This window comes from Burkholderia ambifaria AMMD (genome assembly GCF_000203915.1).
Classification (GTDB): Bacteria; Pseudomonadota; Gammaproteobacteria; order Burkholderiales; family Burkholderiaceae; genus Burkholderia; species Burkholderia ambifaria.
This window is the reverse complement of record NC_008390.1, coordinates 1,798,287-1,823,145: the sequence shown is the minus strand read 5'-3', so window position 1 is coordinate 1,823,145 and position 24,859 is coordinate 1,798,287. Positions and strand designations below refer to the sequence as shown.

Sequence of the window (24,859 nt, the reverse complement as noted above, 5' to 3'; positions counted from 1 at the left end):
AAGGAAATTCATGACTGTCGCTCCCGTCACGCTGGCGGTGCTGATCGCCGCCACGCTGATCATCGCGCTATTGCCGTTCGTTCTCTTCCGTATCCTGCGCAAGCCGCTTGCGCTCGACCGCCGCGACACGATCGTCGGCGTCGCCGTCTTCACGCTGTTCGCGATGATCGTCGAACGCGCATTCCATGGCTTCGTGCTGAGCCAGACGCCCGCCGGCGGCTGGCTCACGCAGCCGCTCGCGTTCGTCGCGTACAGCGCGCTCGCCACCGCCGTGTTCGAGGAAGTCGGCCGCTATCTCGGGATGCGGATCCTGAACCGCCGCTACGGCGCGTCGGCCGGCGACGGGCGCGGCATCGGCTACGGGATCGGCCATGCCGGCGCCGAAGCGTGGTTCGTCGGCGTGCTCGTATGGGGTCAGTGGTCGTATCTCGCGTGGCTCGCGAGCCGCGGGCAGCTCGAGACGCAGCTCGCGGACTTGCCCGGCGACACCGTCGTGCGGCTGCACGTGATGCTGGCCACGCTGTCGGCACAGTCGATCCTGCTGTTGCTGCTCGAGCGCTGCGCGGCGTTCGTGGTGCAGCTCGCGCTGTCGGTGCTGGTGTGGCGCGGCGTGCGCGCCGGCCGCGCGGGCGTGCTGCCGCTCGCGATCGTGCTGCATGCGCTGGCGGTCGCGCCGGCGCTGCTGTATCAGGTGCGTGTGCTGCCGGCCGGATCGCTCGAGGCCGTGTATGTCGTGCTGGCCGCGGTCCTGGTCGCCGTGCTGGTGAAGGCAGGCCGGTCGCCGCGTGCGGCGGCCTGACGGGAGGACGGAATGGACGACTATCTGATCGAGTGCCAGAGCAGCGAATTCGACGCGCTCGCGCGCGTGATCTGCGATCTCTTTCCGGAGCAGACGCGCTTCGCCGAAAGCAGCGACGAGCGCGGGCGATTCCTGTCCGTGCACTGGCTGGCGATGCGTTTCGGCTCGACACCGAAACGGATGACGCTCGACATTCGCATCGTGCCGCCGGCGCTCGCGCGCTATCTGGCGCTCAAGCCGATGCAGCGCGCCCGCAGCCATGCGGTGCTGCATGCGTACACGGAAGCGATGCTGGGTTCGCTGGAAGAGCGCCACGCGGCCGGCGAGGCCGTCGAGCGTGACGCGGAACTCGAACTCGACGAAGACTTCGCGTGAACGTGAGCGCGCGCCGGCGCGATGCCGGCGGAGCGCCGCTGTGGCAACGCAGGCATGACGCGCGACGACAGCACGCGATGCCTCGCGCGCCTGCGGTGGGTCACGCGTCGCGGTAGACCTGCGCGAAACGCTGCGCCTGCACGACGCCGTAGTCGCCGGGCGCATACTGCATCACCCAGTCGCCGGCGACGCCGCGCAGCGTGTCGCCGTTTTCCGAGCGGGCGATCGTGAACGGCTCGTCCATGCGGCGTGCGAGCACGACGGCCGGCCGATTGCGGTACGCGCCCGGCGTGCCGTGCGCGAGCGCCGGGTCGGCGGGCAGGTACTTCGCGTCGAAGCGTGCGCGCGACACGACCCAGCGGTCGCCGGTCGAGCCGGTGATCAGTGCGTCGCCCGCGACATAGCGGTTCGGGCCTTCGAGGCTCATCAGTTCGCCGTCGGCAGCCGCGAACGCGACCGTGACGGTTTCGTCCTTGACGACGTGACGGGCCTGCGGGTCGGTACGCAGATCGATGTGCTTGAGTTCGAGCATGGCGGGGGGAGTGCGGGAAAAGCCGGGAGCTTATCCCGAATTCGGCGCGCCGTGTGACGCGCCGAATTCCCGTGGGATGCGCGACGCCGTTCGCCCGTCCGGGCAACGCGGCGCCGGCGAGGCGGACGTCAGGGTTGCGCGGGCGCGCTGGCGGCCGGCGCGGCGGCTGCCTTGCCTTCCTTTTTGGCCTTGCCCGAGCCGCGATGTTCGCCGCCATGGTGCAGCCAGCTGCGGAACGTCGTGTCGGCCAGCGCCTTCTGTTCGGCCGGGAAGCTCTGGTAGAGCGGCGCGAAAGCGTCGGCGAGCTTCTTCGCGCCGTCCGCGTTCGCCTGCGCGAGTTCCGCGTACTGCTTCATGTCGTCGACCGCGGACACGTTGCGGTTTTCCATCCGTGCGCGATACAGATGGCCCATCGTTTCACCGTTCTCGCGCATCGTGTCGGCGAACGTCTTCCATTGCGACTCCTGCGCCGACGTGATCTTCAGCTGATCGTGCAGGTACTTGATGCGCTGCTCGATGCGCGCTTCATGGCGTGCCGCGCGCTGTTCGGCGCTCGGCGCGGATGCTGCCGCTGCCGTCGTTGAGGCGGGCGTTTGCGGTTGCGGCGGCGTTTGTGCGAATGCGCCTGCTGCAACGGCGAGCATCGCGAGGGTGAGCGAGATTTTCTTCATGGTTGGCTCTCCGGGGTGGTGTCGTGCGAGCGGGCGCCGCGGCCTGTGCCGCGAGCACGCATCTCGCGTCGCCTGCTATTAGTAGCACGTTGCGTGTCACGCGGCGGTGAAAGCGACACTTGCTTACATCCGAAACGAATCGAAATTGAAGGGGAACGCACATAGCGGATGGGCGGCGTGCGATGGCGTTCGGTTGTGCGTGCGCCGGCACGCCGGGCGTCGTTCGCTCGCGCGCAGCGGGGTGCGAGCGCATGAGCCCGTGAAAGCGTGCGACGCCGTTTGGGCGCACCGGCGTTCGGCGCTATCATCGCGTCACGTTCCATTTCGCCGGCGCGCTGCCGCCGGCCCAGCCTCATGCGTCCACCTCGCCTCGACCAACTCGACGACCTCGACCGGCAACTCGTTGCGCTGCTGCAAGCGGATGCGCGCGCAAGCGTCGCCGATCTCGCGCGGCAGCTCGACGTCGCCCGCACGACGGTCGTCGCGCGCATCGCGCGGCTCGAGCGCACGAACGTGATCGCCGGGTACAGCGTGCGGCTCGGGCAGGACGTGCTCGATGCGAGCATTTATGCGTATGTCGGCATCATCCTCACGCCGAAGTTCGGCAAGGACGTGTTGCGCAAGCTCGACCGGATGCCCGAAGTGCAGCTGCTGTGCGCGGTGAGCGGCGAATACGACTATGTCGCGGGGCTGCGTGCCGATTCGCCGGAGCGGCTCAACGACCTGCTCGACCAGATCGGCACGCTCGAGGGCGTCGAGCGCACGACGACGTCGATCATTCTGTCGCGCAAGATCGATCGCGGCACGATCGGCGGGTGATGTGCCGCATGCGGCGTCGGGCTTGACGCCGCGGCGCGATTCGTCGCGCAGGTTGTTGCTGCTTTACCTTTCCTTGAACCCCGCCGTTGGCGTTTGCCGCAGGGCGGGGCGTTCTCGCGCATCGTCGCGCAGGCTGTTACTCCTTTACCTTTCCTTGAACCCCGGCCGTTGGCGTTCGCCGAAGGGCGGGGCGTTGCCTTGTGCATCGTCACGTGAGCGTCGTCGGGTCGAATGCCGGCCTGCATGCGCGTAACGATTTCTTCGCCGGGCGCGTGTCCTCCTTTGCTTGTTCTTCCTGTCCGTCCGGACACATCGATGGCGACCCGTTTGCGGCGCTTCATATACGCGATTTTTAGGCGTTTTGGTCGTTGTGACGAAATGCATCGTCATTTCGTCGAATTTATCGGTCGTTTCGCATCATTCTTCGTCTTGGAACTGATTTTGCGCGTCCCTAAACTGTGTTCATGGCTCGACGCCGTACACCAACACCAAACCCATCATCAGGAGATAAGCGCATGAAAATCGCCATCGTCGGCGCAGGTCTGATCGGCCACACCATTGCTCACATGCTGCGTGAAACGGGCGACTACGAAGTCGTCGCGTTCGACCGAGATGCGGATGCGCTCGCCAAGCTGTCGCGTGAAGGGATCGCGACGCAACGCGTCGATTCGGCCGACGCCAATGCGATCCGTGAGGCCGTGAAGGGCTTCGATGCGCTTGTCAACGCGCTGCCGTACTACCTCGCGGTCAACGTCGCCGCGGCGGCCAAGGCGGCCGGCGTCCATTACTTCGACCTGACCGAGGACGTCCGCGCCACCCACGCAATCCGCGAACTCGCCGACGGTTCGGACCGCGCGTTCATGCCGCAGTGCGGCCTGGCACCGGGCTTCATCGGCATCGCCGCGCACGAGCTCGTGAACGGCTTCAGCGAAGTGCGCGACGTGAAGATGCGCGTCGGCGCGCTGCCCGAGTATCCGACCAACGCGCTGAAGTACAACCTGACGTGGAGCGTCGACGGCCTCATCAACGAATACTGTCAGCCGTGCGAAGCGATCCGCGACGGCCGCAAGCAGTGGGTGCAGCCGCTCGAAGGCCTCGAGCACTTCTCGCTCGACGGCACCGAATACGAGGCGTTCAACACGTCGGGCGGCCTGGGCACGCTGTGCGAGACGCTGTCGGGCAAGGTCGAGACGCTCGATTACAAGTCGGTGCGCTATCCGGGCCACCGCGAACTCGTGCAGTTCCTGCTCGAGGACCTGCGCCTGTCGAGCGACCGCGACACGCTGAAATCGATCATGCGCCGCGCGGTGCCGTCGACGAAGCAGGACGTCGTGCTCGTGTTCGTCACGGTGACGGGCGTGAAGGACGGCCAGCTCGTGCAGGACGTGTTCACGCGCAAGATCTTCGCGAAGGACGTGTGCGGGATGCATATGAGCGCGATCCAGATCACGACGGCCGGCGCGATGTGCGCGGTGCTGGATCTGTTCCGCGAGAAGAAGCTGCCGCAGAGCGGCTTCATTCCGCAGGAGAAAGTGTCGCTGAAGGCGTTCCTGTCGAACCGCTTCGGCAAGCTGTACGAAGGCGGCACGATGGAGCGCGTGCACGAAGTCGCCTGACGGATCTCCGGCACGAGGGCCGTGCAACGCCGGGAGCGCAACAGCGCTTCCGGCGTTTTTTTTGAGGCTGGTCGAAGCAGGCAGGAGCAGGGTGGTGCGTGTGCGGCTCAGGCGGGCAGCGGCGGGACCATCGTTGCCTGCGGCGCCGGCGGCACGATGCGGTACAGCAGCGCATCGATGTCCGCGTCGGACGGCGCGGTATTGTCGAACATCACGATGCCGTCGCATTCGTGGCCGGTCGGCACGAAGCGGCGTTGCCGGTATTCGTCCCAGTGCGCGAGCTTGTATGCGTCGTTCGGGTTGCCGCGCGCGACGATCCGCTGGTGCGCGACGTCTTCCGCCGTATGCACCCAGACGACCGTCAGCGCGATCTCCGGCCCGATGCCGAGCCACGCGCGGTCGAGGATGCGCCGGTCACGCACTTCGCGCGACAGCGGGCCGACCACGAGCGCGCCGATGCCGAGCGCGAGATTCTCGCGGGCCGTGTCGAGCAGGCCCTGATATTCGGGATCGCGCAGATGCTTCAGGTAGAGCGGGCTGTCGCGATCGTTCGGATCGGAGGTGAGGGCGCCCATCGCGGCCGAGCTGTAGCGGCCGTAGAGCGTGTCCTTGTCGAGCAGGCAGAAGGCTTCGCCGGTCGCGCGCATCAGCGGCCCGATCAGCCGCTTCGCGAGCGTGGTCTTGCCGGTGCCGGCATGACCGCAGAAGAACACCAGGTGCGTCACGAATACCGGCTCCCCGAGCCCGCGCGCGACGCGTCGGTGCGCTTGTCGTCGCGCGGGAACACTTCCGCCTCGAGCCACATCACGTTGATGATGCCGAAGCCGAGCGCCACGCCGATGCCGAGGATCCACGAGAAATACCACATGGGTCTGTCTCCTTGATGGTTGGGCCGCGCGGCCGTGCCGTGCGTTTGCCGAAGCGGTGCCGCGCGCGTGCCGCGGCGCAGGCAGCCCGATCATGACCAATATCGGCGCGCCGCGCAAGCCGGGCCGCCCGCGCGTCAAACCGGTAAACTGATGCGCAAACCGCAACATTACAGACACCATGCTGATCAATTGTGCTGCATACCAGGACGGCCGCAAGCTGGCCGACATCGATATCGATGCCATCAGCGACTACGTGTCGAAGCCAGAGTGTTTCGTGTGGGTCGCCCTGAAGGATCCGACACCGGAAGAGATCGACCTGATGGGCGAGGAGTTCGCGCTGCACGAACTCGCGCTCGAGGATGCCCGCAAGGGGCATCAGCGCCCGAAAATCGAGGAGTACGGCGACTCGCTGTTCGCGGTGCTGCATACGGTCGAGCTCGAGGAAGACGGCGAATTCAATGTCGGCGAGCTGAACGTGTTCGTCGGCCCGAACTACGTGCTGTCGATCCGCAACCATACCGAGCAGGACTTCCGCGCGGTGCGCAAGCGCTGCGAGCGCGAGCCGCATCTGCTGCAGGAGGGCTCGGCGTTCGTGTTCTATGCGTTGATGGACCAGGTCGTCGACCGTTATTTCCCGATCCTCGAGACGCTCGGCAACGAGCTCGAGGAACTCGAGGATCGCATCTTCGCGAAGGCCACGCTCGCGTCGTCGCGGGCGATCATCGAGGATCTCTATTCGCTGAAACGCCGGCTCGTGATGCTGCACCAGCACACGGCGCCGCTGATGGAGCCGCTCGCGAAGCTCACCGGCGGCCGCATTCCGCAGGTCTGCAGCGGCATGCAGCATTACTTCCGCGACGTGTACGACCACCTGCAGCGGATCGTGAAGACGATCGAAGGGCGGCGCGAGATGGTCGTGACCGCGATCCAGGTCAACCTCGGGATGATCTCGCTCGCCGAGAATGAGGTGACCAAGCGGCTCGGCTCGTTCGCCGCGCTGTTCGCGATCCCGACGATGATCGCCGGCATCTACGGGATGAACTTCGCGAACATGCCCGAACTGCACCTCAAGTACGGCTTCTACGGCTGCATCGCGGTGATGGTCGCGGCCGATCTCGCGCTGTGGTGGCGCTTCAGGCGGGCGGGGTGGCTGTAGCCGCGATGGCTAGTGCGGCGCGTGCTTGCCGACCACGACGCGCCACGGCCGCACGCGCCACGACTTGACGAGGCCGTTCTGCACGTACGGATCGGCGCGCGCGAACGATTCGGCGGCCTCCGGCGAATCGCCTTCGAACACGAGCACGGCCTGATCGGACGGATCCTGCAACGCGCCGGCGAGCACGAGCTCGCCGCGTTCGGTTGCCGCCTTCGCAAGCGCGAGGTGCTCGGCGCGGTATTGCTCGCGCCGGGACAGGTAATCGTCGACGAGTTCGTAGATCAGCTGGTAATGCATGGTCGCTCCCGGAATCGGCCGCCGCGGGATGGCGGGCGCTTGGGCTCAGTATAGGGCGCGATTCGGGCTTTGTCGGGGCGGCTTGCAGCGGCTTGCCGCTCGTGGCTGGCTGGCCTTGGCGGCTGTCGGGGATGATTTCGATATCTCGTTACCTGTCCTTTTAATGCAACTAACGGTCTGACGCGACTCCACCGTCGCATGATTTTGCGTTATCGCGCCGGACGGCTCATCGCAGGTTTGGTCTTCAGGCAAGGTGGGTTTGGCAAGCGTATGGGACGCGCATTCCGGGCCGGAATTTCACATGCCGGCGAGGGCGGTCGCGTTAGCGGAAAAGGGGCCGAAGCCGGTGTGTGCCGTCCGTACGGGGTGCTGCGGGAGGGCGTTTCCATTGGTCGCAATGCGACCTATGCTGAACAAATCCGGAGCGAACTCCGTTCGCCCGATTCGCCGAGACGAGGTGTGCCATGCCTGTATCAGCCACCCTGCAGGATTGCCTGCGCCAGAAGTCATCGCGGTACGAAGTCGTGTACCACCCGTATAGCCATACCAGCATGGAGACGGCCGCCGCCGCGCATATCCCCGGCGATCGCCTCGCGAAAACCGTGCTGCTCGAGGACGACGAAGGCTACGTCGCCGCCGTGCTGCCGACGTCGCACGCGGTGCGATTGTCGGATCTCTGGGTCAAGACCGGCCGCCATCTCGTGCTCGCCCGGGAAATGGAACTGCGCGAACTGTTCAAGGATTGCGACCTGGGCGCGTTGCCGCCGGTGTGCATGGCGTACGGAATGAAGACGTTCCTCGAGGAACAACTCGCGCAGCAGCCGGAAGTGTATTTCGAGGCCGGCGACCACGAAGCGCTGATCCACATGACGCAGGACGAATTCCTGTCGCTGATGGAAACGGCCGAGCGCGCGCATTTCTCGCACAAGATGCAGGGGATGTGGGTTTCCTGATTGCGTTGGTGCGGGAGGTTTGCCGTAATGAGAACGGCGTCTGATGGGTGCCGTTGGGGCGTTGCGGGCTGTCGATCCAGGCGTCGTTGGGTTGGGTTGCGTTCGAATCAGCTATGTTTCCGGCTCAATTTCGTATTTGACATAATCATAATTATCGAAGTTGAATTGCGGTTCAGTGATGAGGCCCTAAAATTGGTTGTAAGGCCCATGTCGCACCATGTCCAACCCGGATGGAAATCCAGGATTTTTCGCGCCGTGTAAAGCGACCGGCCGCCGGGTGTCCGGCGCCGGACGCTGCGATCGCTGCAACGGATCGAACGCCGGATTGTTGATTCCGCGCCGATACCGACCGCCGAAGGTTTGTGATGTTCCCAGCCGAATTCGAATACCCGCTGCCCATCCTTCCGCGACCCGCTCAAATCGCAACTTCCGGCGGTGCCTGGCGGAACAGGCGCGTTATCCAGCACAGATACACCAGCCCGAGCACGAACCACGCGACGCCGAGCACGAGCGCAGCCTTCTCGAGGCTCACGAGCAGCCAGATATCGGAAACCGCGCCGATCGCGGGAAACACGAGTCCGCCGATCACGCCAATCCGGCGTTCGCCTGACTGCCCCCGGAGGTACAGGCGGATCACGCACAGATTGACGGCTGTAAAGGCCAGAAACGCGCCGAAGTTGATGAACGACGTGGACGTGGCGACATCCAGCTTCAGCGCGATCAACCCGACGCTGCCGGCCAGCACGATGTTGATCGCGGGCGTCTTGAAACGCGGATGGATGAAACCGAAGATGCGCTTCGGCAGGATTTCGTCGCGGCCCATCGCATAGAGCAACCGGCCGACACTCGCTTGCGCGGAGATGCCCGACGCGAACTGAGCGAGGATCAGGCCCGCGAGGAACACCGGGACGAACAGATCGCCGCCGATCATCTTCGCCACTTCGAACGCGGCCGAATCCGTATCCTTGAATTCGACTCCCGGGTGCGCGAGCTGCATCGTGTACGCCGCGATCACGAAGATCGCTCCACCGATCAGTGCGATCAGCAGGATCGCGCGCGGCATGTTCTTTTTCGGATCGATCGTCTCTTCGGTCAGCGTCGAGACCGCGTCGAAGCCGAGGTACGAATAGGCGGCAATCGCGGCGCCTGCCATCGTCGCGCCGAACGGCACGTGCGGCTTGAAGAGTGGCTGCGCCATGGCAATACCGCCCGCGCCTGCCGCAGCCGACGCATAGTGCACGCACAGCACGACGAACATCGCGACGACCGCCAGCTGCACGACCATCAGCACGATGTTGAACCGCGCGGCCAGATCGATGCCGACGATGTTCAGGCCGCTCGTCAACACGATGAACGCCACGATCCAGATCCACGTCGGCACGTGCGGAAATGCCGCGTTCAGATACGCCGCGCCGATCAGCCAGATCACCATCGGCAGAAAGAAGTAATCGAGCAGCGTTGCCCAGCCGATCATGAAACCCAGATGCGGGTTGAACGTCTTGCGCGTGTACGTATAAGCCGAGCCCGCGGCCGGATGGAGCCGCGCGAGCTTGCCGTAGCTGAGCGCGGTGAAGGCGATGGCGACAAGCGCGAGCAGATAGGCCAGCGCGGCCGTGTCGTCGCTGGCCTTGGCCAGCACGCCGTAAGTACCGTAGACGATCAGCGGTGCCATGTAGGCGAGCCCGAACAGCAGCACGGACGGCAGGCCGAGTGTCCGCTTCAGGCGTGCGGGTTCATTGGATGATGACGCTTGCATGTTGTCTCCTGGGCCTCGGCGGCCGATACGAAAGCCTGTATGCCGTCGGGCCGGCATTTCAATGGGACGGGCGAGCACGTGCAGGGCATTGCGCCCTGCCCCATGCGTTGAATGGACCGTGGATTCCGGCTATTTGGTGCGAGGACGGCGCGGTTCGATCACGACGACGCGGTTCCCGCCCGCCGGTTCGACGGGCGACAGACCGAGCGCCACACGGGCATCGTGCAGATAGTTGTAGTGCTCGCGACTCGCTTCGAGACGCGTCGGATCGACGCTCGCGGGCACGACCGCCTCGTCCCGGCCCAGCTCGATCACCGTGTCGCCAAAGGGATCGACGAGCGTGGAAAGACCGGCGAACGTCAGGTTGTCGTCGCCGGACCCGCAGCGGTTCACCATGACCGCGAACATCTGGTTTTCCATCGCGCGCGCGGCGATCGCACGGCGATGCACCGGACCGAACGGGTCCATGTTGCCGTTCGTGACGATCAGCAGATCGGCATCGAGCGCACCGACGGCGCGTGCCGTTTCGGGGAATTCGATGTCGTAGCAGATCAGCAGGCCGACCGTCAGACCGTTCCAGCTGCAGGTCTCGAAGCGATCGCCCGGCGTGAAGACGCCGACATCCGACGCCCAAAGATGCGTCTTGCGATAGCGCAGCACGATATCGCCCTGCTCGTCGACGAGCACCGTGGTGTTGTAGAACTGCCCACCGTCGCGCTCGGCGAGGCCCACGGCCACGGCAACGCCCTTTTGCCGCGCCGCGTCGCGTACCGCGGACAATGCGGGGCCATCGAGCGGCTGCGCGACGTCGGCGACCGTGTCCCGCGTCGGGAAGCCGGACAGCGTCGTTTCGGGGAACACGATCAGCCGGGTACCGCCTGCGCTGTCGACGTGTTCGATCGTATCGATCACCTTGCGCGTGTTGTGCACGACGTCGCCGTCGACGAGCGTCAGTTGCGCGAGTTCCACCTGCATGAAGTCATCTCCTTCCAATCGCCTTTCAGTTGCACGTCTGATGCCACGCGCGCCGAGCAAAGCGCCGCATGGTCTGCTGCGTGACGAAGTGAGGCTGATTATCGGGTTATTATTTTTGACCTGAAATTCCCCGCCAGGGTTACCTCACCGGAGGACACGATGGACTTCGAATGGCGAGATCTCGCTTTTCACCGGGAGATTGGTTCGGCCATCGATGCCCTCGATGGCCCGCATTTCTGGGCGCGCCTCACGCGGGTGCTCGAACGGCACGTCGCTTTCGACAACTGGGTCGCGCTGTGTTTCGCGCGCGACGCCGCCCCGCTCGTGCTCGCCGAACAGGCGATGCCCGACGGCAAGACCGACCTGATGTTTCAGGACTATCTGGCCGCGCTCTATCAGCTCGATCCGTTCTATCTCGCCGCGTTCGAAACGCAGGCGCCCGGCTTCTACACGCTTGCCGACGTCGCGCCGGACAACTTCCGGATGACCGAATACTACGAGCGGTATTTCAAGAAGAACATCGTCGGCGACGAAGTGCATTTCAACGTCGTGATCGATCGCGATCACACGCTCGGCTTCTCGCTCGGCAAGACGAGCAAGTACGACGAGCGCGAAATGGCACTGCTCACGCTGTACACGCCATGGGTGCTGTCGCTGATGCAGCAGCGCTTGCGGTTCGAAACGTTCGCGGTCAAAGGCGCGTCGCGCCCAGCGGAAATAGACGCGCCCGATCCGCATGCGCGCTTCGGCATGCTGACCGGAAAGAACGGGCGCGGCGCATTGACGACGCGCGAAATCGAAGTCGCAATGCTGTCGTTGAGCGGATTCTCGTCACGCGCGATCGGGGAGAAGCTGTCGATCTCGTTCGAGACCGTGCGTGCGCACAAAAAGCACATCTACGCGAAGCTCGGCGTCGGATCGCAATCCGAGCTGTTTGCGATGTTCTACGATCGGGGACGAACGGATGAGCGCGGGTGATGTCCGTTGCGCGCGCACGGCCCGCGCTAGACGCCCCAGTCAGGCGTCGCCGGCCTGCCTGCCTTGCATCGTCGAGCGAAGCCGCCACGTCGAACGGAACGCCGAATGCCTTTTCGATTCCAGCCCCGTTTGCGACGGCCGCGTCACGTTCCTTCGGGTCCGGTTCGACGGTGATCAGTGCACGGCAGACCGCGGCGAGCGCGGCACGGTTCTCCTTGAGCCACTTGCCGCGTTGCTTGCGATCGTCGTGCGCTTCGTCCGGGCGGGCCGGCGGAAAGATCATGACAAACGGCTCGCCGTGCCGCAGCAGCGCATCCATGTCGTCGAGCCAGCGCTGCGCATAGCCGTCGGAAGCGATCGCGTCGTTGCGTACGACGACGAGCGGAAAGTCGGTGACATCGAATACGGCGAGCGTCGCCAGTGCGGACGACATCTTTCCAGCGTGTTGGGTATGCATCAGGTCGATCTCCTTCGAGTTGAACAGCATGGGTCGAAACGGGCCGCGCGGCGCCCGTTTCATCGTTTCGCGCCGGCACCGGGGCCGAACGGCGGGCGGGCGAGCCATACCACCGCCATTACGGCGAGATAGACGCAGCCGAGCGCGAATGAAACGTCGTTGAATGAAATCTGATAGGCCTGCGCGTCGACCAGATTGCCCAGTAGCGCGGCGGCCCGTTGCGGGTCGCCGCCGCCGAGCCGCGCGACCTCGGCGCGCACGGCCGGATCGAACGCGCTCACGTGCTCGCTGAGTTGCGCGTGGTGCAGGACGGCGCGCCGATCCCACAGGAACGACGTGATCGATACCGCGAAGCTCGCGCCGAGCGTGCGCAGGAAGGTCGACAGGCCGGACCCGGCGGCGATCTCGTCGGGTTTCAGGTCGGACAGCAGGATGCTGTTGATCGGCATGATGAACAGCGCGAGGCCGAGGCCCTGCAGCAACTGGATCAGCGCGATGTGCGTGAAGTCGACGTCGGGCACGAAGCCGGCGCGCAGGAACGACGACGCGCCGAGGATCGCGAATGCGCAGCACACGAGCACACGCATGTTGAAGCGCGGCGCGTACTTGCCCATGAACGGCGTCGTCAGCACCGGAATCACGCCCATCGGCGCGACGGCAAGCCCGGCCCAGAACGCCGTGTAGCCGAGCGTGCGCTGCAACCATTGCGGGACGATCACGTTGACCGCGAAGAACGCCGAGTATGCGAGCACGAGCGTCAGCGTGCCTGCCGCGAAGTTGCGATGGGCGAAAAGCCGCAGGTTCACGATCGGATTCGGTTCGTTGAGTTCCCAGATCAGGAACAGCGCGATGCCGAATGCGGCGACCACCGACATCACGACGATGAACGTGGAGTTGAACCAGTCGGCCTCGTTGCCCTTGTCGAGCACGATCTGCAGCGCGCCGACGCCGACGACCAGCGCGGCGAGGCTGACATAGTCGACGCGCGCGGCGACGGTCGTTTCGACGCGCGCACGCATCTGCGCGAAGACGCAGAGCGCGGCGAACACGCCGATCGGCAGATTGATCAGGAACGCCCAGCGCCACGAGTAATGCTCGGTGATCCAGCCGCCGAACACGGGGCCCGCGATCGGCGCGACGACGGTGACCATCGCGATCATCGACAGCGCGAAGCCGCGTCGCTGCGGCGGGTAGATCGACAACATCAACGCTTGCGTGGTGGGGATCATCGGCCCGGCCACCAGGCCCTGCAGCGCGCGGAACGCGACGAGCTGCGGCAGGTTTTGCGCGAGGCCGCACAGCAGCGACGCGAACGTGAAGGCGAGCGTGGCCCACACGAACAGCCGGACCTGCCCGATGCGCTTGACGAGAAAGCCGGTCAGCGGCAGCGCGATTGCAATGCTGACCGAGAACGTGGTGACGACCCATGCGCTCTGCGTCGTGCTCACGCCGAAATTGCCGGCGATCGTCGGCAGCGATACGTTCGCGACGGTGCCGTCGAGCACCTGCATGAAGACAGCGAGCGCGAGACCGAACGTCGTCAGCGCGACGCTCGGTGGGCGAAAGCCGCCATCGGCGGCCGGCATCGGCCCGCTCATCGCACACGCTCCGCGCGCGCCGTCGCGGGCAGGTTTGCATGCAGGACATCGGCGATCAGCCCGTCGGCGCGCGCGAGCTCCTCACGGTACACGTCGGTGCGGAACACGGGATCTCGCTGCACGCGTTGCGACAGCATTGTGCCGCTGCGATCGTGCTGATCGACTCTTGCGTGCATCGACAGGCCGATGCGCAGCGGATGCGCGTCGAGCTGTGCCGGGTCCGTCAATTCGATACGAACCGGTAGCCGCTGCACGATCTTGATCCAGTTGCCGGTCGCATTCTGGGCGGGCAGCAGCGAGAATGCGCTGCCGGTGCCGACCCCGAGGCTCTGCACGCGGCCGCTGTAACGTACATTGCTGCCGTACAGGTCGGCCGTCAGTTCCACAGGCTGGCCGATCCGCATGTGGTCGAGCTGCTTCTCGGTGAAGTTGGCATCGACCCACAACTCGCGCAACGGCACGACCGCGAGCAGCGGCACACCCGGCGACACGCGCTGGCCGACCTGTACCGTGCGCTTCGCGACATAGCCGGTAACGGGGGCGACGATATCGGTGCGAGTGCGCGCCAGGTAGGCGGCACGCAGGCGTGACGCCGCGGCCTGAACGTCGGGATGAGAGGCGACGGCGGTGTCGTCGACCAGTGCCTTGCTCGTCTGATGCTGTTCGCTCAACGTGGCGAGCGCACTTTGCGCGGCCGCATACGCGCTTTGCGCGGACGTCAATGTATCGCGTGCATGAGCGAGCTCCTCGTGCGAAATCGCGCCGGAGCGGCCGAGATCCTCGCGGCGCCGGTAGTCGGCCTTCGCCTTGTCGAGCGCGGTGCGGCGCGCGGCGAGTTCGGCGCGCGCGCCGTCAATGCTGTTCGCGAGCCCGCGCTCGTTGCTGTACAGGCCGCGCACCTTCCGCACGGTTGCCGCGAGATCGGCCTGTGCGGCCGCGAGCGTGACCTGCGCGTCGCTCGGGTCGAGGCGCACGAGCGGCGTGCCTGCATGCACGAGGTCGCCGTCGTCCGCGTCGATCGACACGACGGTGCCCGTCACCTGCGGCGTCAGCTCGACGACGTTGCCTTGCGCGTATGCGTTGTCGGTCGTTTCGTACCATCGGCCGACGAGCGCATACCAGGCGCCCCACCCGGCAATACCGAACGCGAACACGGCGACGAGCGCACGCACCAGATGCTTGCGTCGCGCGGGCGGTGCCGCGGGTACCGTTCCGCCCGCTCCCGGTTGCGCGCGGGGAGCGGTGTCGGCCGGCGAGCGCGATCCGCCCGGGTGATCGCCGACGGGATGCTGGCGCGCGCTGGCAGGATCGGCGGCCGCGGGCCGAGGAGGAGTCTGCAGGGTGTTGTCGCTGCTCATGGTTCGATCTCAGGGACGGTGGGAAGGCGTGGCGGCGAGCGCGACGTCGTCGGGTTCGGCGCGGAAGCCGCCGCCCAGTGCCGCGACGAGCTGCAGCGATTGATCCGCGCGCTGGGCGCGCAGCGCGGCGACCTCGCGGCTCGCGACCAGTAGCTGCTGGCGCACGACGAGCGCATCGAGATAGCTGCCGACTCCGGCCCGGTAGCGCGCGTCCGCGAGCCGCCACGCGTCGGTGACGGAATCGAGCGCACGCTGCTGCGCGTCGGCCTGCATGGCGAGCGAATGAAGCCGGTGCAGATCGTCGGCCACTTCGCCGATCGCACCGATCAGCGTCTTGTTGTAGCCGGCGACCGCCAGGTCGTATTGCGCGTCGCGCTTGCGCAGCACGCCGCGCCGCTCACCGCCGTCGAAAATCGGCAGGCTCACGGCCGGACCGACGCTGTAGGTGCGCGACGCGGCCTGGAACAACGATGCGCCGCCGCGTGTCGCCAGCCCGATCAGCGCGGTCAGGCTCACGTTGGGCAGGAAGTCCGCGCGGGCGGCGGCGACGTTGCGGCTCGCCGCCTCGACCCGCCAGCGCGCGGCGACGATGTCGGCGCGCCGGCCGAGCAACGTGGCGGGCAGATCGGCCGGCACCGCAAGCGCCGCTATTGGCAGCGGTGCGGGACGCGCGAGCGCAAGGCCGCGGTCGGGGCCCGCGCCGAGCAGGATCGCGAGGGCGATGCGCGCGCTGCCGATCGCCTGAGCCGCGCGTGCCTGCTCGCGCGCCGCGGCCGCGACCTCGCTTTCCGCCTGGCGCTGTTGCGCGACGTTGTCGATGCCTTTGGCCACACGCTGGCGCGTCAGTGTCAGCGCTTCGTCGGCACGCTCGTATTCGGCACGCGCGACGTCCTGCTGATCGAACGCATACGCAAGGTTCACGTATGCGCGTGCGACGTTGACGGACAGCATGATGCGTGCGGCCCGCGCGTCGACCCGCGCGGCACGCGCTTCGCCGAGCGCGGCTTCCCATGCGGCACGGCGGCCGCCCCACAGATCGAGATCCCAGCTGAAGCCGAGATTCATCTCGCGCGTGTGGCTGAAGAAACCGCCGCCTTCGCCGGTCGAGAACTGCGTGCCGGACGGGCGCTCGCCCTTCGCGCTCGCGCGGCCGACGACGTGCGGCACGCGCGCGGCCTGCGCCTCGATCACCAGCGCCTGCGCTTCACGTGCGCGCGCATCGGCGGTGGCGAGATCGGGATTGCCGGCGAGCGCTTCGTCGATCAGCGCGCTCAGCTGCGGATCGTGCAGCGCACGCCACCAGTCGGCGGCCGGCCAGTCGGCAGTCGATGCGTGCGCGAGGCTGCGCGTCGCAGCGAGCGACTCGGCGCCGCGCAGCGTGCCGGCCGGCGTGAGCCCGTCGCGGCTCGCGCACGCACCGAGCATCGCGAGCGCTGCCGCGATCGCCATTCGCGACACGACGCGCCGCGCGGCCGCAACGTCCGTCCAGGGAGCAAGTGCTGCATGCATCGCATTCCTCTGCTTCGATTCGGTTTGAACACGACATGCATTGTTGGACGCCCAGGGACAAAGCTGATAATGTTGTTTAGACAAAAAATAATGAATTCCGGCCATGCCCATCCGTGAAGCTTCTTCGTCGCGCGCCGTGCAGCGCGCCGACGCCGATCCGAGTGAACGCGAGGACGGTCCGTCGCTGATCGCCCTGTGGGGTGAAGACGACGGCAGCAACGCGTATCAACTCGGCACGCGCGAAGTCGACTGGCACAGTCATTTGCGCGGCCAGGTGTTCTGTGTGGAGAGCGGGTTCGCGCACGTGCGCACGCCGCACGGCTCATGGCTGCTGCCACCGCATCGCGCAGGCTGGATTCCGCCGGGTGAGCAGCACAAGGTCAGCATCAGCGGTGCGTTGAGCGGCTGGAGCGTCGTGATCGCACCGGCCGCGAGCCGGCGGATGCCGGACCGCCCCTGCGTGATCGCGATCACCGAGCTGATGCGCGCGCTCGTGCGGCGTGCCGTGTCCTGGGCCGACCAGGACAGGCTCGATACCGAGCAGGCGCGCATGAGCATCGTGCTGCTCGACGAGATGCGCCGCGCGCCGCATGAACCGCTGCATTTGCCGATGCCGCGCGATCGCCGGCTGCTGCGGATCGCCAATGCGATCCTCGGCCAGCCGCACGACAGCCGCACGCTCGACGCGTGGGCCGAATGGGCCGGGTTGTCCGCCCGCACGCTGAGCCGGCTGTTCGTCGCCGAGACCGGCACGAGCTTCGCGCAATGGCGACAGCAGGCGCGGCTCACGCACGCGCTCGAACGTCTCGCGAACGGCGACAGCGTCGCCAATATCGCGGATGCGCTCGGCTATGCGACGCCGAGCAATTTCATCGCGATGTTTCGCCGTGCATTCGGCGATTCGCCCGCGCATTACTTCGCGAAGCGCAAACAGCCCTAGCAGCACTGGCGCGACGCGGCCAGGCGCGCTTCCCTACCCCCTGTCGGTCGTGCGCGAGCATCGGTGTGGCTATAGTCGCCGTGCCGCCGGCGATCGGTCGCTCGATGCGTTTGCTGGAAGGGGCCGATGTCGAATGCCGTCGGATCGTACAACCCGCCGGATCGTCTCCGAGCAGCATCTTGTCGCCCGCTCCAAGCCCGCCGGGCTATTCAGTGGTCGCGACGCGGCTCGCGTGCCGGTTGCTGGGCGAAGCGCCTGCGTTGCCGCGCGTGGAGCCGGCGCAATGGGGCGATACGGCGGTCGTGCTGCCGCGCGACGTCGGCGGGCCGTGGGCCGACGGGCTCTGTGACGGCAACGAAATCGATGCGCGGAACGGCGCGATAGGACTCGATCGCTGCCTCACCGCATTGCCGGTCGCCGTGCTTGTGGCTGCCGATACGAAGCGCCCCGCACCGTAATCGATGTCGCGCAGTACCTGCCGAGCCGTTTCACGACGGCTGTCGGTCTCTGACCACGCGCGGATTCACTCGCGTCGACGAGGCCTTTGCGCTTTCCCTTTCGCTCGCTGTACCGGTCGGCCAGATACGGGTCGATGTCCCGCGTCAGCAGCGTGAACTTCACCCGCTCTTGATACATGTCGACGACTCGATCGTAATAGGTCGACGTTCAATCGGCCGGTCACGGAAGGATTCCGTCGTTGGTTCAAATGCGCTCGTACCAGCCTTTCGACCGGTTAGCAATGAGCACCACCAGCATTACCGGCACTTCGATCAGCACACCGACGACGGTCGCCAGCGCAGCGCGCGGAGCGCAAATCAAACAGACCGATCGCGGTCGCGACTTCGCGGCTTGAAGAGCGCGCTACCAGCAGCAGCATCTGCGGTGGCAGTCGGTCGATCGTGCAACAGAGACGAAATCGATTGAAAACGAACCGTCGCGCGTGTCGAAAGACAATCGCCGATACCGTAATCGATACGGATGCGCAATCGGCGCCGATTTTGCACAATCGATCGCATCAAGCGTTCGCGTGGAACCCGCGTGGAACCCGATAGGCAGCAATCTCCTTGAAATCAATTCAAGTATTGGGCGCAAACGATTCCGACCACTTCCGTATTCCTCGCGATTTGTATCTCCATTTTAAATAGCCTTGAGGCGTAGCATGAATGATGGCCGCATCTCCCCAGTGCTGAGCGCATCCGTCCGTACCCGCGTCAGTGTCCCGATTCGTCCGCGCACCGCGCAACAGCGGTTCGATACCGAAATGGTTACGTTCTACGGACTGTGCGACAGCGGCGAGCATCTCGCGCTCGTTTTCGAGCCGCTCGTCGACGCACCGCTCGTGCGCATGCACTCCGAATGCCTGACAGGCGATGTGTTCGGCTCCTCACGTTGCGATTGCGGCGAGCAACTCGACGAGTCGATCGCAACGTTCGGTCGCAAAGGCGGCATCCTGCTCTATCTACGTCAGGAGGGGCGAGGCATCGGGCTCTACAACAAACTCGACGCGTACCGTCTCCAGATCTTGCAGGGCCTCGACACGTTCGCCGCAAACCGCGCACTGAACTTCCCCGAAGACATGCGCGACTACCGCGTCGCCGCGCAAATGCTGCGAGTGCTCGGCGTCACCGAGATTTCACTCGTCACCAACAATCCGGACAAGTCCTCGCAGCTCGAGAAGCACGGGATCCGAATCCGCCGCGTGCTGCAAACGGGCGTGTTTGCCAACGGAACGAATCACGACTATCTGCGCGCGAAGATCGACCAGCACCGTCATACCATCAACCTCGGCCAGGAACTGCAATGATCGCCCACCGCGCACCGATCAGCGGAATTGCTGCGCACCGCGACCAGTACGTTCTGACGGCCGGTTACGACAATCAGGTCATCCTGTGGGACGCGAAAACCCTGCGTCCGCTGGCTCGCGCGATGCACGACCACCTCGCAAACCAGGGGGCGTTTTCACCGGACGGCGCATACGTCGTCACGTCGTCGTCCGATTACAGCGCTCGCCTCTGGACCGTGCCCGATCTGCGGCTCGTCGCCGTGTTCGCCGACCAGGAGGACGACGTCGAAATGAGCGCGTTCCACCCGGACGAGCCGCTCGTCGCGACCGCTTCGCGCGATCACCGCGTGCGGGTGTACGACTTCGCCGGCAAGCTGCTGCACACGTTCGGCGGCCACACCGCCGACGTCATTTCGGTCGAATGGATGCGTGGCGCCAACGAAATCGTATCGTCGAGCGACGACGGCACGATCAAGCGCTGGTCGCTCGCCAAGAACGCCCTCGTCGCCGACATCAACCTCGACGGCATCGAAACCGACACGATCGCGATCGCCGCGGACGGGCGCATCTTTGCGGGCAACGACGAAGGCGCGATCATTGCGATCGGCGTCGACGGCACACGCGCGACGATCGACGCGCACGATGCCGGCGTGAAGCGTCTCGTGCTCGACATCGATCGAGGCTTGCTCGTATCGCTGTCTTACGACTGCACGATGCGGCTCTGGAAAATCGGCGCGGCCGGCGAACCGCAGGCGCTCGGCGGCGCGGCGCTACCGCCCGAGGTGTGGCCGCGCTCCTGTTCGTTCCAAGGCGACGAGCACATCGTGTTCTCGACGTTCCATTCGCGCTATCACCGTTACAACTGGAAAACCGAGCACTGGGATGGGCTCGAGTTGCAGCCGACACATGGTGCGAACGCGGTGCAGTCCCTTGAGGGCCATCTGTGGACGATCGGAGATGCGGGCATTGTGCGTGTCGACCAGCACGAGCATGCGCGCATGGGCAGCCTGTGCAATTTCCTCGCGCCTGCCGGTCAGTTGATCCTGACAGGCGGCCAGCTCGGCAAGCTGTTCGATGCACGCAGCGGCGGCGAATTACATCGGCACCGCTCTCCGCTGAACTGCGGCGCGGCATTCGAACGCGGCGGCGCAACGTGCGCGGTGATCGGCACGTATAGGGGCGAAGGTATCGTGCTGCGCATCGACGGCACTCGGGCCACGCACGTCACCGATCTGCCGCTGCACGCAAACGCGGTCAAGGGTATCGCGATCTCCGGCGATCTGATTTTCTCGGTCGCCGCCGACGCATCGGCATGCTGGTATCGCGCCTCGACACTCGAGCCGGTGTTCGAAATCAAGCGCGCGCACGACAAGATCGCCAACGGTTGCGCGGGCCTCGGCGAAGGCTACTTCGCGTCGGTGAGCCGGGATCTGAAGCTACGAATCTGGTCGCCCGACCATCGCGCGGAGGTGATCGCGACCCCGCACACGCGCTCGATCAAGTGCGTCGCGGCGAGCAATGATGGCCGCTACGTCGCGACGGGAAGTTACAACGGCCGCGTTGCCGTCTACGACCGTATCGACGGATGCTGGACGCTCGACGGGTGCGTGACAACGGCGGGTGTGTCGTCGCTCGCTTACGATCCGGCCACGCAGGCGTTCGTCGCCAGCTCGTACGACGGAAACGTGTACCGCGTCCCACTGGAGCGCGCATGAACGCAGCCGAAGCGTACTACATCGACGCGCAGCGCACGATCGCTCCCGTGGAGAGCCCGCTCGCGACGCCGCCTGAATACGCGGCGGTGCTGCACTCGGATTTCGTGTCAAGCTATCGGGACGGCCGCGACGTCTGGACCGATGAGACGGCGATGCGCGTGGCGAGCGCGATCCTGCACGCGCATCTGGGCGCGCCCGCCGACATCCTGGATGCGGGCGCGGGCCGCGGCCGCGATACCGCGTACTTCCTCGAGCACGGGCACCGGGTGACGGCAGTCGACCTCGTCGAGTCGCCCGAGTGGACGCAACTTGCGCAGCGCTGGGGCGAACGCGTGCGCTTCCACACGTGCCCCATGATCGAACTCGAAGGTTCGGCCGGCTTTGACGGTGTGCTCGACAATGGTTGCCTGCACCACCAGCATCCGGACGCGTATCGTACGTATCTCGCGCACGTCCACGCCCTGCTGCGTCCGGACGGCCTCTTCACGATATCGGTGTTCGAATCCGACGGGCCTGGCCGACTCTACGAAAATCACGCACAGCGCCTCTATCGCGAATTTTCCGAGTCCGAGCTCTCCGAATTGCTTCGCACTGCAAATTTCGTTCCCGTCGACAGCCAGCGGGTGCCACGGTCGAGGTGCGGCCTGCACTACCTGGTGATGACCGTCTGCAAAACCAGACCCGAGTGACGCGAGTGGATGCCCATGACGCTCAAGTTGACCGATAACCCCAACCGTCTCAGCGATCGCGCAGCGATGGCGCTACCGGACAATCTGTTCGTTGCACGCACGAGCGCAACAGTCTTCTCGACGCATGTCGACTTGCTATGCATGACGGCCGCGCAGTGGATCGGAATCGCCGAGGATCCGGATGCGCCGTTCGAGCAGCGCTATGCGGCGGGTACGCTGCTCGGAATCGCAGGCGATCCGCGCATCCGAGCGCTCAGTCCACTGATGTGCGACGTGCCAGCCGCGCGGGCATGGCTCGGCACCGATCCCGAGCGCGTGCCGACGGTAATCGCAGAGTGGGCGCACGTCGGCGTGATCGACGAATGGATCGCGAAGGAATGCCCGCGCTACACGGCTGAACTCGACGCATACCGCATGATGCGTTACCCGGTCACGAACATCGAATACCGCCTGTTCCTCGAAGAAACAGGCGCGCCATGGCTGCCGAGCGCCTGGACGTTCGGCGTCTATCCAGTCGAGCGCGCGAACCATCCGGTCTGGTCGGTCCCCCCCGAAGCTGCCGATGCATACGCGGGCTGGTTGAGTGAAACGACCGGGCGGCGCTTCCGGCTGCCTACCGAAGCCGAGTGGGAGTATGCGGCGTCGGGCGGCACGGGCGCAGAGTATCCGTGGGGTGACACGTTCGATCCGCGCGCCGCGAACACGGTCGAGGCCGGGCCGCTGTCGACCACCCCTGTCGGCATCTTCCCGCTCGGCCGCAGCATGTTCGGCGTCGATGACCTCGCCGGCAACGTCGAAGAATATGTAGCGGACGACTATCGCCCGTATCCAGGCGGCGATCCGATTAGCGACGACCTTTCCTCCACGCAGGGCAGCTATCGGATCGCGCGCGGCGGCAGCTTCACGCGCTTCGGAGATCTAGCGCGCTGCGCGCGACGCCACGGGCGCTATCAGCGCGACATCTATGCAATGGGTTTCCGGCTCGTGGAGTCGCGATGAACGCGAAATCGATCTCACGCCTGCGCATCGTCGCGAACTGCCTTATTTCAGAACCCCATCAACCGAGGACAGCAATGGACGTGCCCGCAGTGGAGACCATCTACGATTCGACCGAAGACCAGACGCCATCGACATTGAATTCGGCCGCCGATCTGGTAAAACTGTCCGATCAATACCGACAATCTGCGATCCTGCATTACGCCGTCGCCGACAAGCTGTTCGATCTCACGCAAGTGAGCAGCACGTCAGCCGAAGTCGCAGCGAGTCTCGGCCTCGTCGAGGGCAAGGCAGCAATCCTGCTGCACGCACTCGTTGCGCTCGGCCTGCTGACGAAGGACAACGACGCGTTTCGCAACACGGCGCTAACCACGCGCTATCTGACAACCGCGAGCGCGGACTATATCGGCCCGATCCTCGAGCACCAGCAGTTGCAATGGGACAACTGGCCGCGCCTCGGGGAAATCCTGCGCAGCGACATGCCGCTCGCGTTTCAGCAGGAGAGCCGGTTCGCGCATGACACGCGCGCACGCGAAGCGTTCAACGATGCGATGGTGCGCCTGAGCCAGCCGATGGTCGATGTCGTGAGCGAGCTCGGGGTATTCGCGCAGGCGCGCACCGTAGTCGATCTCGGGGGCGGCCACGGCACGTATCTCGCACACGTGCTGCGCCGCCACGCGCAGTTGACGGGCCAGATCTGGGATCTGCCGACGACGCGCGACGCTGCGCACAAGACCATCCACGCTTACGGCCTTGGCGACCGCATCGAGTTTTTCGAGAAAAACCTGCTTGATACGCGTAGTTTCGACGGCGCTATGGCGGATGTCGCGATGCTCAACGATTGCCTGCACTACTTCGACGACCGGGAGGCACGTGTGGTAATCGGCCATGCGGCTGGCCTGGTGAAGCCGGGTGGCGCACTGTTGATTCTCACGATGACGATGCACGACGACCGCGTCACGCCTGCGCTATCCGCCGATTTTTCACTGCATATGCTGGTGAACACCAATCACGGCGAGTTGCATCCGACACCGTGGATCTCCAGCATCGTGCGCGACAACGGGCTCGTCGTCAGCGAGCAGTCGATCGGCCGCTACACGCTACTCATCGGTGAACGTCCCGCCAGTGAGGCCTAACCATGCTCGTTTTCGAACTGATCAATCTCGACGCCTCGGCCGCGGATGCGGAGCGGCTCACATGCACGCTTTCCGCACAATGCACGGCAGCCGGCTATTCGCTGCGCCCGCCGCAGACAGATGGCTGCGTGCCCGACGGCGTGTTCATGCTGTCGCGCTCGGCATCGACCGCAGCACACAGCGAGTGCGGCCGCCCGGCCGGCCGAACGGCGGCCGCCCAGATTCGCATCGATGCGACCGGCCATGCGGCTGAGGCGCCGGCGATCTGGCCCGGAAGCAATGTGGGTGCATTCTGCTATCCGTTCGCGCTCGTGCTGAAGACAGCCGATGCGTCGCCCGAGGTCGCGCGAGACTGGCTCGCGAGCTTCGCGACGTTTACCGCATGCATCAAGATGTGGCGCCGGCTACGTGATGCGGCCGAACAATGCCGTCCGCTCGAGCTGCGCGTAAACCACGTCAACATCCTCGCGCGCGACCTGACCCGGTCGGTCGACTTCTACCGCCGAATCCTCGGAGCATCCTATTGTTACAACCTCGGTCCGAAGAAGGTCGTCATGGAACTGAACGGCTTCGATCTGTTCATCGAGCAGGCGAATACCGTTGCCTACCCGCCTGGCTATCACATCGGCGTGCGTGCCGACCCGGAAGGCGTGAAGACGATCGCCGCGCGCGTCGAGGCGGGTGGCGGTATCCGGGTCGTCAAAGGCAACGGGCCTGCGCCCGGCTATCACGTGGGCCCCGATCGCGTGCGCACCGCGTTCTATTTCCAGGATCCTGACGGGCTCGAGATCGAAGTCTATTCGCCGGAGATCGAGATGCTCGAGAGCAATCCGCAACTGATCTCGCAACATCTGCCGTGATCCTGACACACCGAACCCAGCA

The 24,859-nt window shown here is 65.5% G+C and carries 25 protein-coding genes and 2 pseudogenes; 16 read left to right on the top strand and 11 right to left on the bottom strand.

The annotated features are described in order from the left end of the window. Positions 1-10 precede the first annotated feature (10 nt). Together BAMB_RS08315 and BAMB_RS08310 are read left to right on the top strand one after the other, a co-directional pair. The gene (locus tag BAMB_RS08315; RefSeq protein WP_011656932.1) at positions 11-799 is read left to right on the top strand and encodes a YhfC family intramembrane metalloprotease; all 789 of its coding nucleotides are present in this window, start codon (positions 11-13) and stop codon (positions 797-799) included. A 12-nt stretch (positions 800-811) separates the two neighbouring features. Next, positions 812-1,174, top strand: coding sequence for a DUF3022 domain-containing protein (locus tag BAMB_RS08310; RefSeq protein ID WP_011656931.1), 363 nt, complete (start codon positions 812-814; stop codon positions 1,172-1,174). A gap of 100 nt (positions 1,175-1,274) precedes the next feature. Here the strand turns inward: BAMB_RS08310 and BAMB_RS08305 are convergent, their stop codons facing one another. Together BAMB_RS08305 and BAMB_RS08300 are read right to left on the bottom strand one after the other, a co-directional pair. Beyond that, positions 1,275-1,706 carry a PGDYG domain-containing protein gene (locus BAMB_RS08305; RefSeq protein ID WP_011656930.1) on the bottom strand — a complete coding sequence of 144 codons (432 nt, stop codon included), beginning with the start codon at positions 1,704-1,706 and terminating at the stop codon, positions 1,275-1,277. Between the two features lie 128 nt (positions 1,707-1,834). Beyond that, complete coding sequence (locus BAMB_RS08300) at positions 1,835-2,377, bottom strand: Spy/CpxP family protein refolding chaperone (RefSeq protein WP_011656929.1); 543 nt, start codon at positions 2,375-2,377, stop codon at positions 1,835-1,837. 354 nt (positions 2,378-2,731) lie between these two features. On the opposite strand from BAMB_RS08300, the gene BAMB_RS08295 reads away from it, so the two are divergent. Further along, positions 2,732-3,196, top strand: a complete 465-nt coding sequence (locus BAMB_RS08295) for an Lrp/AsnC family transcriptional regulator (RefSeq protein WP_011656928.1) — start codon at positions 2,732-2,734, stop codon at positions 3,194-3,196. Positions 3,197-3,711: 515 nt separating this feature from the next. Then, entirely contained in the window at positions 3,712-4,812 is a 1,101-nt protein-coding gene (locus BAMB_RS08290) for a saccharopine dehydrogenase family protein (protein ID WP_006755042.1), read from the top strand. 107 nt (positions 4,813-4,919) lie between these two features. On the opposite strand, the gene BAMB_RS08285 is transcribed toward BAMB_RS08290, so the two are convergent. Together BAMB_RS08285 and cydX are read right to left on the bottom strand one after the other, a co-directional pair. Beyond that, positions 4,920-5,537 carry a P-loop nucleotide/nucleoside kinase family protein gene (locus BAMB_RS08285; RefSeq protein ID WP_041491177.1) on the bottom strand — a complete coding sequence of 206 codons (618 nt, stop codon included), beginning with the start codon at positions 5,535-5,537 and terminating at the stop codon, positions 4,920-4,922. Beyond that, positions 5,534-5,680 carry a cytochrome bd-I oxidase subunit CydX gene (gene cydX / locus BAMB_RS33135; protein WP_041491176.1) on the bottom strand — a complete coding sequence of 49 codons (147 nt, stop codon included), beginning with the start codon at positions 5,678-5,680 and terminating at the stop codon, positions 5,534-5,536. Before cydX ends, BAMB_RS08285 begins: the two co-directional genes overlap by 4 nt. A gap of 179 nt (positions 5,681-5,859) precedes the next feature. On the opposite strand from cydX, the gene corA reads away from it, so the two are divergent. Beyond that, positions 5,860-6,837 carry a magnesium/cobalt transporter CorA gene (corA, locus tag BAMB_RS08275; protein WP_011656926.1) on the top strand — a complete coding sequence of 326 codons (978 nt, stop codon included), beginning with the start codon at positions 5,860-5,862 and terminating at the stop codon, positions 6,835-6,837. Between the two features lie 9 nt (positions 6,838-6,846). On the opposite strand, the gene BAMB_RS08270 is transcribed toward corA, so the two are convergent. Then, entirely contained in the window at positions 6,847-7,134 is a 288-nt protein-coding gene (locus BAMB_RS08270) for a YciI-like protein (RefSeq protein ID WP_011656925.1), read from the bottom strand. A gap of 464 nt (positions 7,135-7,598) precedes the next feature. Between BAMB_RS08270 and BAMB_RS08260 the strand changes: the two genes are divergently transcribed. Continuing rightward, positions 7,599-8,087: an aminoacyl-tRNA deacylase gene (locus BAMB_RS08260; protein WP_006755037.1), complete on the top strand. Its 489-nt coding sequence runs from the start codon at positions 7,599-7,601 to the stop codon at positions 8,085-8,087. Positions 8,088-8,502: 415 nt separating this feature from the next. On the opposite strand, the gene BAMB_RS08255 is transcribed toward BAMB_RS08260, so the two are convergent. Together BAMB_RS08255 and BAMB_RS08250 are read right to left on the bottom strand one after the other, a co-directional pair. Further along, positions 8,503-9,843, bottom strand: a complete 1,341-nt coding sequence (locus BAMB_RS08255; RefSeq protein ID WP_011656923.1) for an APC family permease — start codon at positions 9,841-9,843, stop codon at positions 8,503-8,505. A gap of 129 nt (positions 9,844-9,972) precedes the next feature. Next, the gene (locus BAMB_RS08250) at positions 9,973-10,818 is read right to left on the bottom strand and encodes a carbon-nitrogen hydrolase family protein (RefSeq protein ID WP_011656922.1); all 846 of its coding nucleotides are present in this window, start codon (positions 10,816-10,818) and stop codon (positions 9,973-9,975) included. Between the two features lie 159 nt (positions 10,819-10,977). Between BAMB_RS08250 and BAMB_RS08245 the strand changes: the two genes are divergently transcribed. Beyond that, the gene (locus BAMB_RS08245) at positions 10,978-11,796 is read left to right on the top strand and encodes a response regulator transcription factor (protein WP_011656921.1); all 819 of its coding nucleotides are present in this window, start codon (positions 10,978-10,980) and stop codon (positions 11,794-11,796) included. Next, a complete protein-coding gene (locus BAMB_RS35245; RefSeq protein WP_045554933.1) occupies positions 11,783-12,385 on the top strand; it encodes a hypothetical protein in 603 nt (200 codons plus the stop codon). The genes BAMB_RS08245 and BAMB_RS35245 overlap by 14 nt, the downstream gene beginning before the upstream one ends. On the opposite strand, the gene BAMB_RS08240 is transcribed toward BAMB_RS35245, so the two are convergent. The 3 genes from BAMB_RS08240 to BAMB_RS08230 are packed head-to-tail and all read right to left on the bottom strand — an operon-like array spanning position 12,313 to position 16,718. Next, on the bottom strand, positions 12,313-13,851 hold the full coding sequence (locus tag BAMB_RS08240; protein WP_011656920.1) for a DHA2 family efflux MFS transporter permease subunit: 1,539 nt from the start codon (positions 13,849-13,851) through the stop codon (positions 12,313-12,315). The two genes, BAMB_RS35245 and BAMB_RS08240, sit on opposite strands and share 73 nt — an antisense overlap. Beyond that, positions 13,848-15,209, bottom strand: coding sequence for an HlyD/EmrA/EmrK family protein (locus tag BAMB_RS08235; RefSeq protein WP_011656919.1), 1,362 nt, complete (start codon positions 15,207-15,209; stop codon positions 13,848-13,850). The genes BAMB_RS08240 and BAMB_RS08235 overlap by 4 nt, the downstream gene beginning before the upstream one ends. 9 nt (positions 15,210-15,218) lie before the next feature. Beyond that, on the bottom strand, positions 15,219-16,718 hold the full coding sequence (locus BAMB_RS08230) for an efflux transporter outer membrane subunit (protein ID WP_011656918.1): 1,500 nt from the start codon (positions 16,716-16,718) through the stop codon (positions 15,219-15,221). A 103-nt stretch (positions 16,719-16,821) separates the two neighbouring features. Between BAMB_RS08230 and BAMB_RS08225 the strand changes: the two genes are divergently transcribed. Next, positions 16,822-17,658 carry an AraC family transcriptional regulator gene (locus BAMB_RS08225; protein WP_011656917.1) on the top strand — a complete coding sequence of 279 codons (837 nt, stop codon included), beginning with the start codon at positions 16,822-16,824 and terminating at the stop codon, positions 17,656-17,658. A 212-nt stretch (positions 17,659-17,870) separates the two neighbouring features. Continuing rightward, positions 17,871-18,116, top strand: a pseudogene (locus tag BAMB_RS08220) (hypothetical protein); the annotation flags it as partial. 244 nt (positions 18,117-18,360) lie between these two features. On the opposite strand, the pseudogene BAMB_RS35005 reads toward BAMB_RS08220, so the two are convergent. Further along, positions 18,361-18,499: pseudogene (locus tag BAMB_RS35005) on the bottom strand (arsenical-resistance protein); the annotation flags it as partial. Between the two features lie 318 nt (positions 18,500-18,817). Between BAMB_RS35005 and BAMB_RS08215 the strand changes: the two are divergent. From BAMB_RS08215 to BAMB_RS08190, 6 genes are all read left to right on the top strand, one after another. Continuing rightward, positions 18,818-19,462 (top strand): GTP cyclohydrolase II, encoded by a 645-nt coding sequence (locus tag BAMB_RS08215; protein ID WP_011656914.1) that lies wholly within the window; start codon positions 18,818-18,820, stop codon positions 19,460-19,462. Continuing rightward, entirely contained in the window at positions 19,459-21,156 is a 1,698-nt protein-coding gene (locus BAMB_RS08210) for a WD40 repeat domain-containing protein (RefSeq protein WP_011656913.1), read from the top strand. The genes BAMB_RS08215 and BAMB_RS08210 overlap by 4 nt, the downstream gene beginning before the upstream one ends. After that, entirely contained in the window at positions 21,153-21,845 is a 693-nt protein-coding gene (locus BAMB_RS08205; protein WP_011656912.1) for a 1,6-didemethyltoxoflavin N1-methyltransferase, read from the top strand. The genes BAMB_RS08210 and BAMB_RS08205 overlap by 4 nt, the downstream gene beginning before the upstream one ends. A 15-nt stretch (positions 21,846-21,860) precedes the next feature. Beyond that, complete coding sequence (locus BAMB_RS08200) at positions 21,861-22,844, top strand: formylglycine-generating enzyme family protein (protein ID WP_041491172.1); 984 nt, start codon at positions 21,861-21,863, stop codon at positions 22,842-22,844. Between the two features lie 74 nt (positions 22,845-22,918). Next, the gene (locus BAMB_RS08195) at positions 22,919-23,977 is read left to right on the top strand and encodes a methyltransferase (protein ID WP_041491171.1); all 1,059 of its coding nucleotides are present in this window, start codon (positions 22,919-22,921) and stop codon (positions 23,975-23,977) included. A 2-nt stretch (positions 23,978-23,979) separates the two neighbouring features. Continuing rightward, complete coding sequence (locus BAMB_RS08190) at positions 23,980-24,837, top strand: VOC family protein (RefSeq protein WP_011656909.1); 858 nt, start codon at positions 23,980-23,982, stop codon at positions 24,835-24,837. The last annotated feature ends 22 nt before the right edge of the window (positions 24,838-24,859 follow it).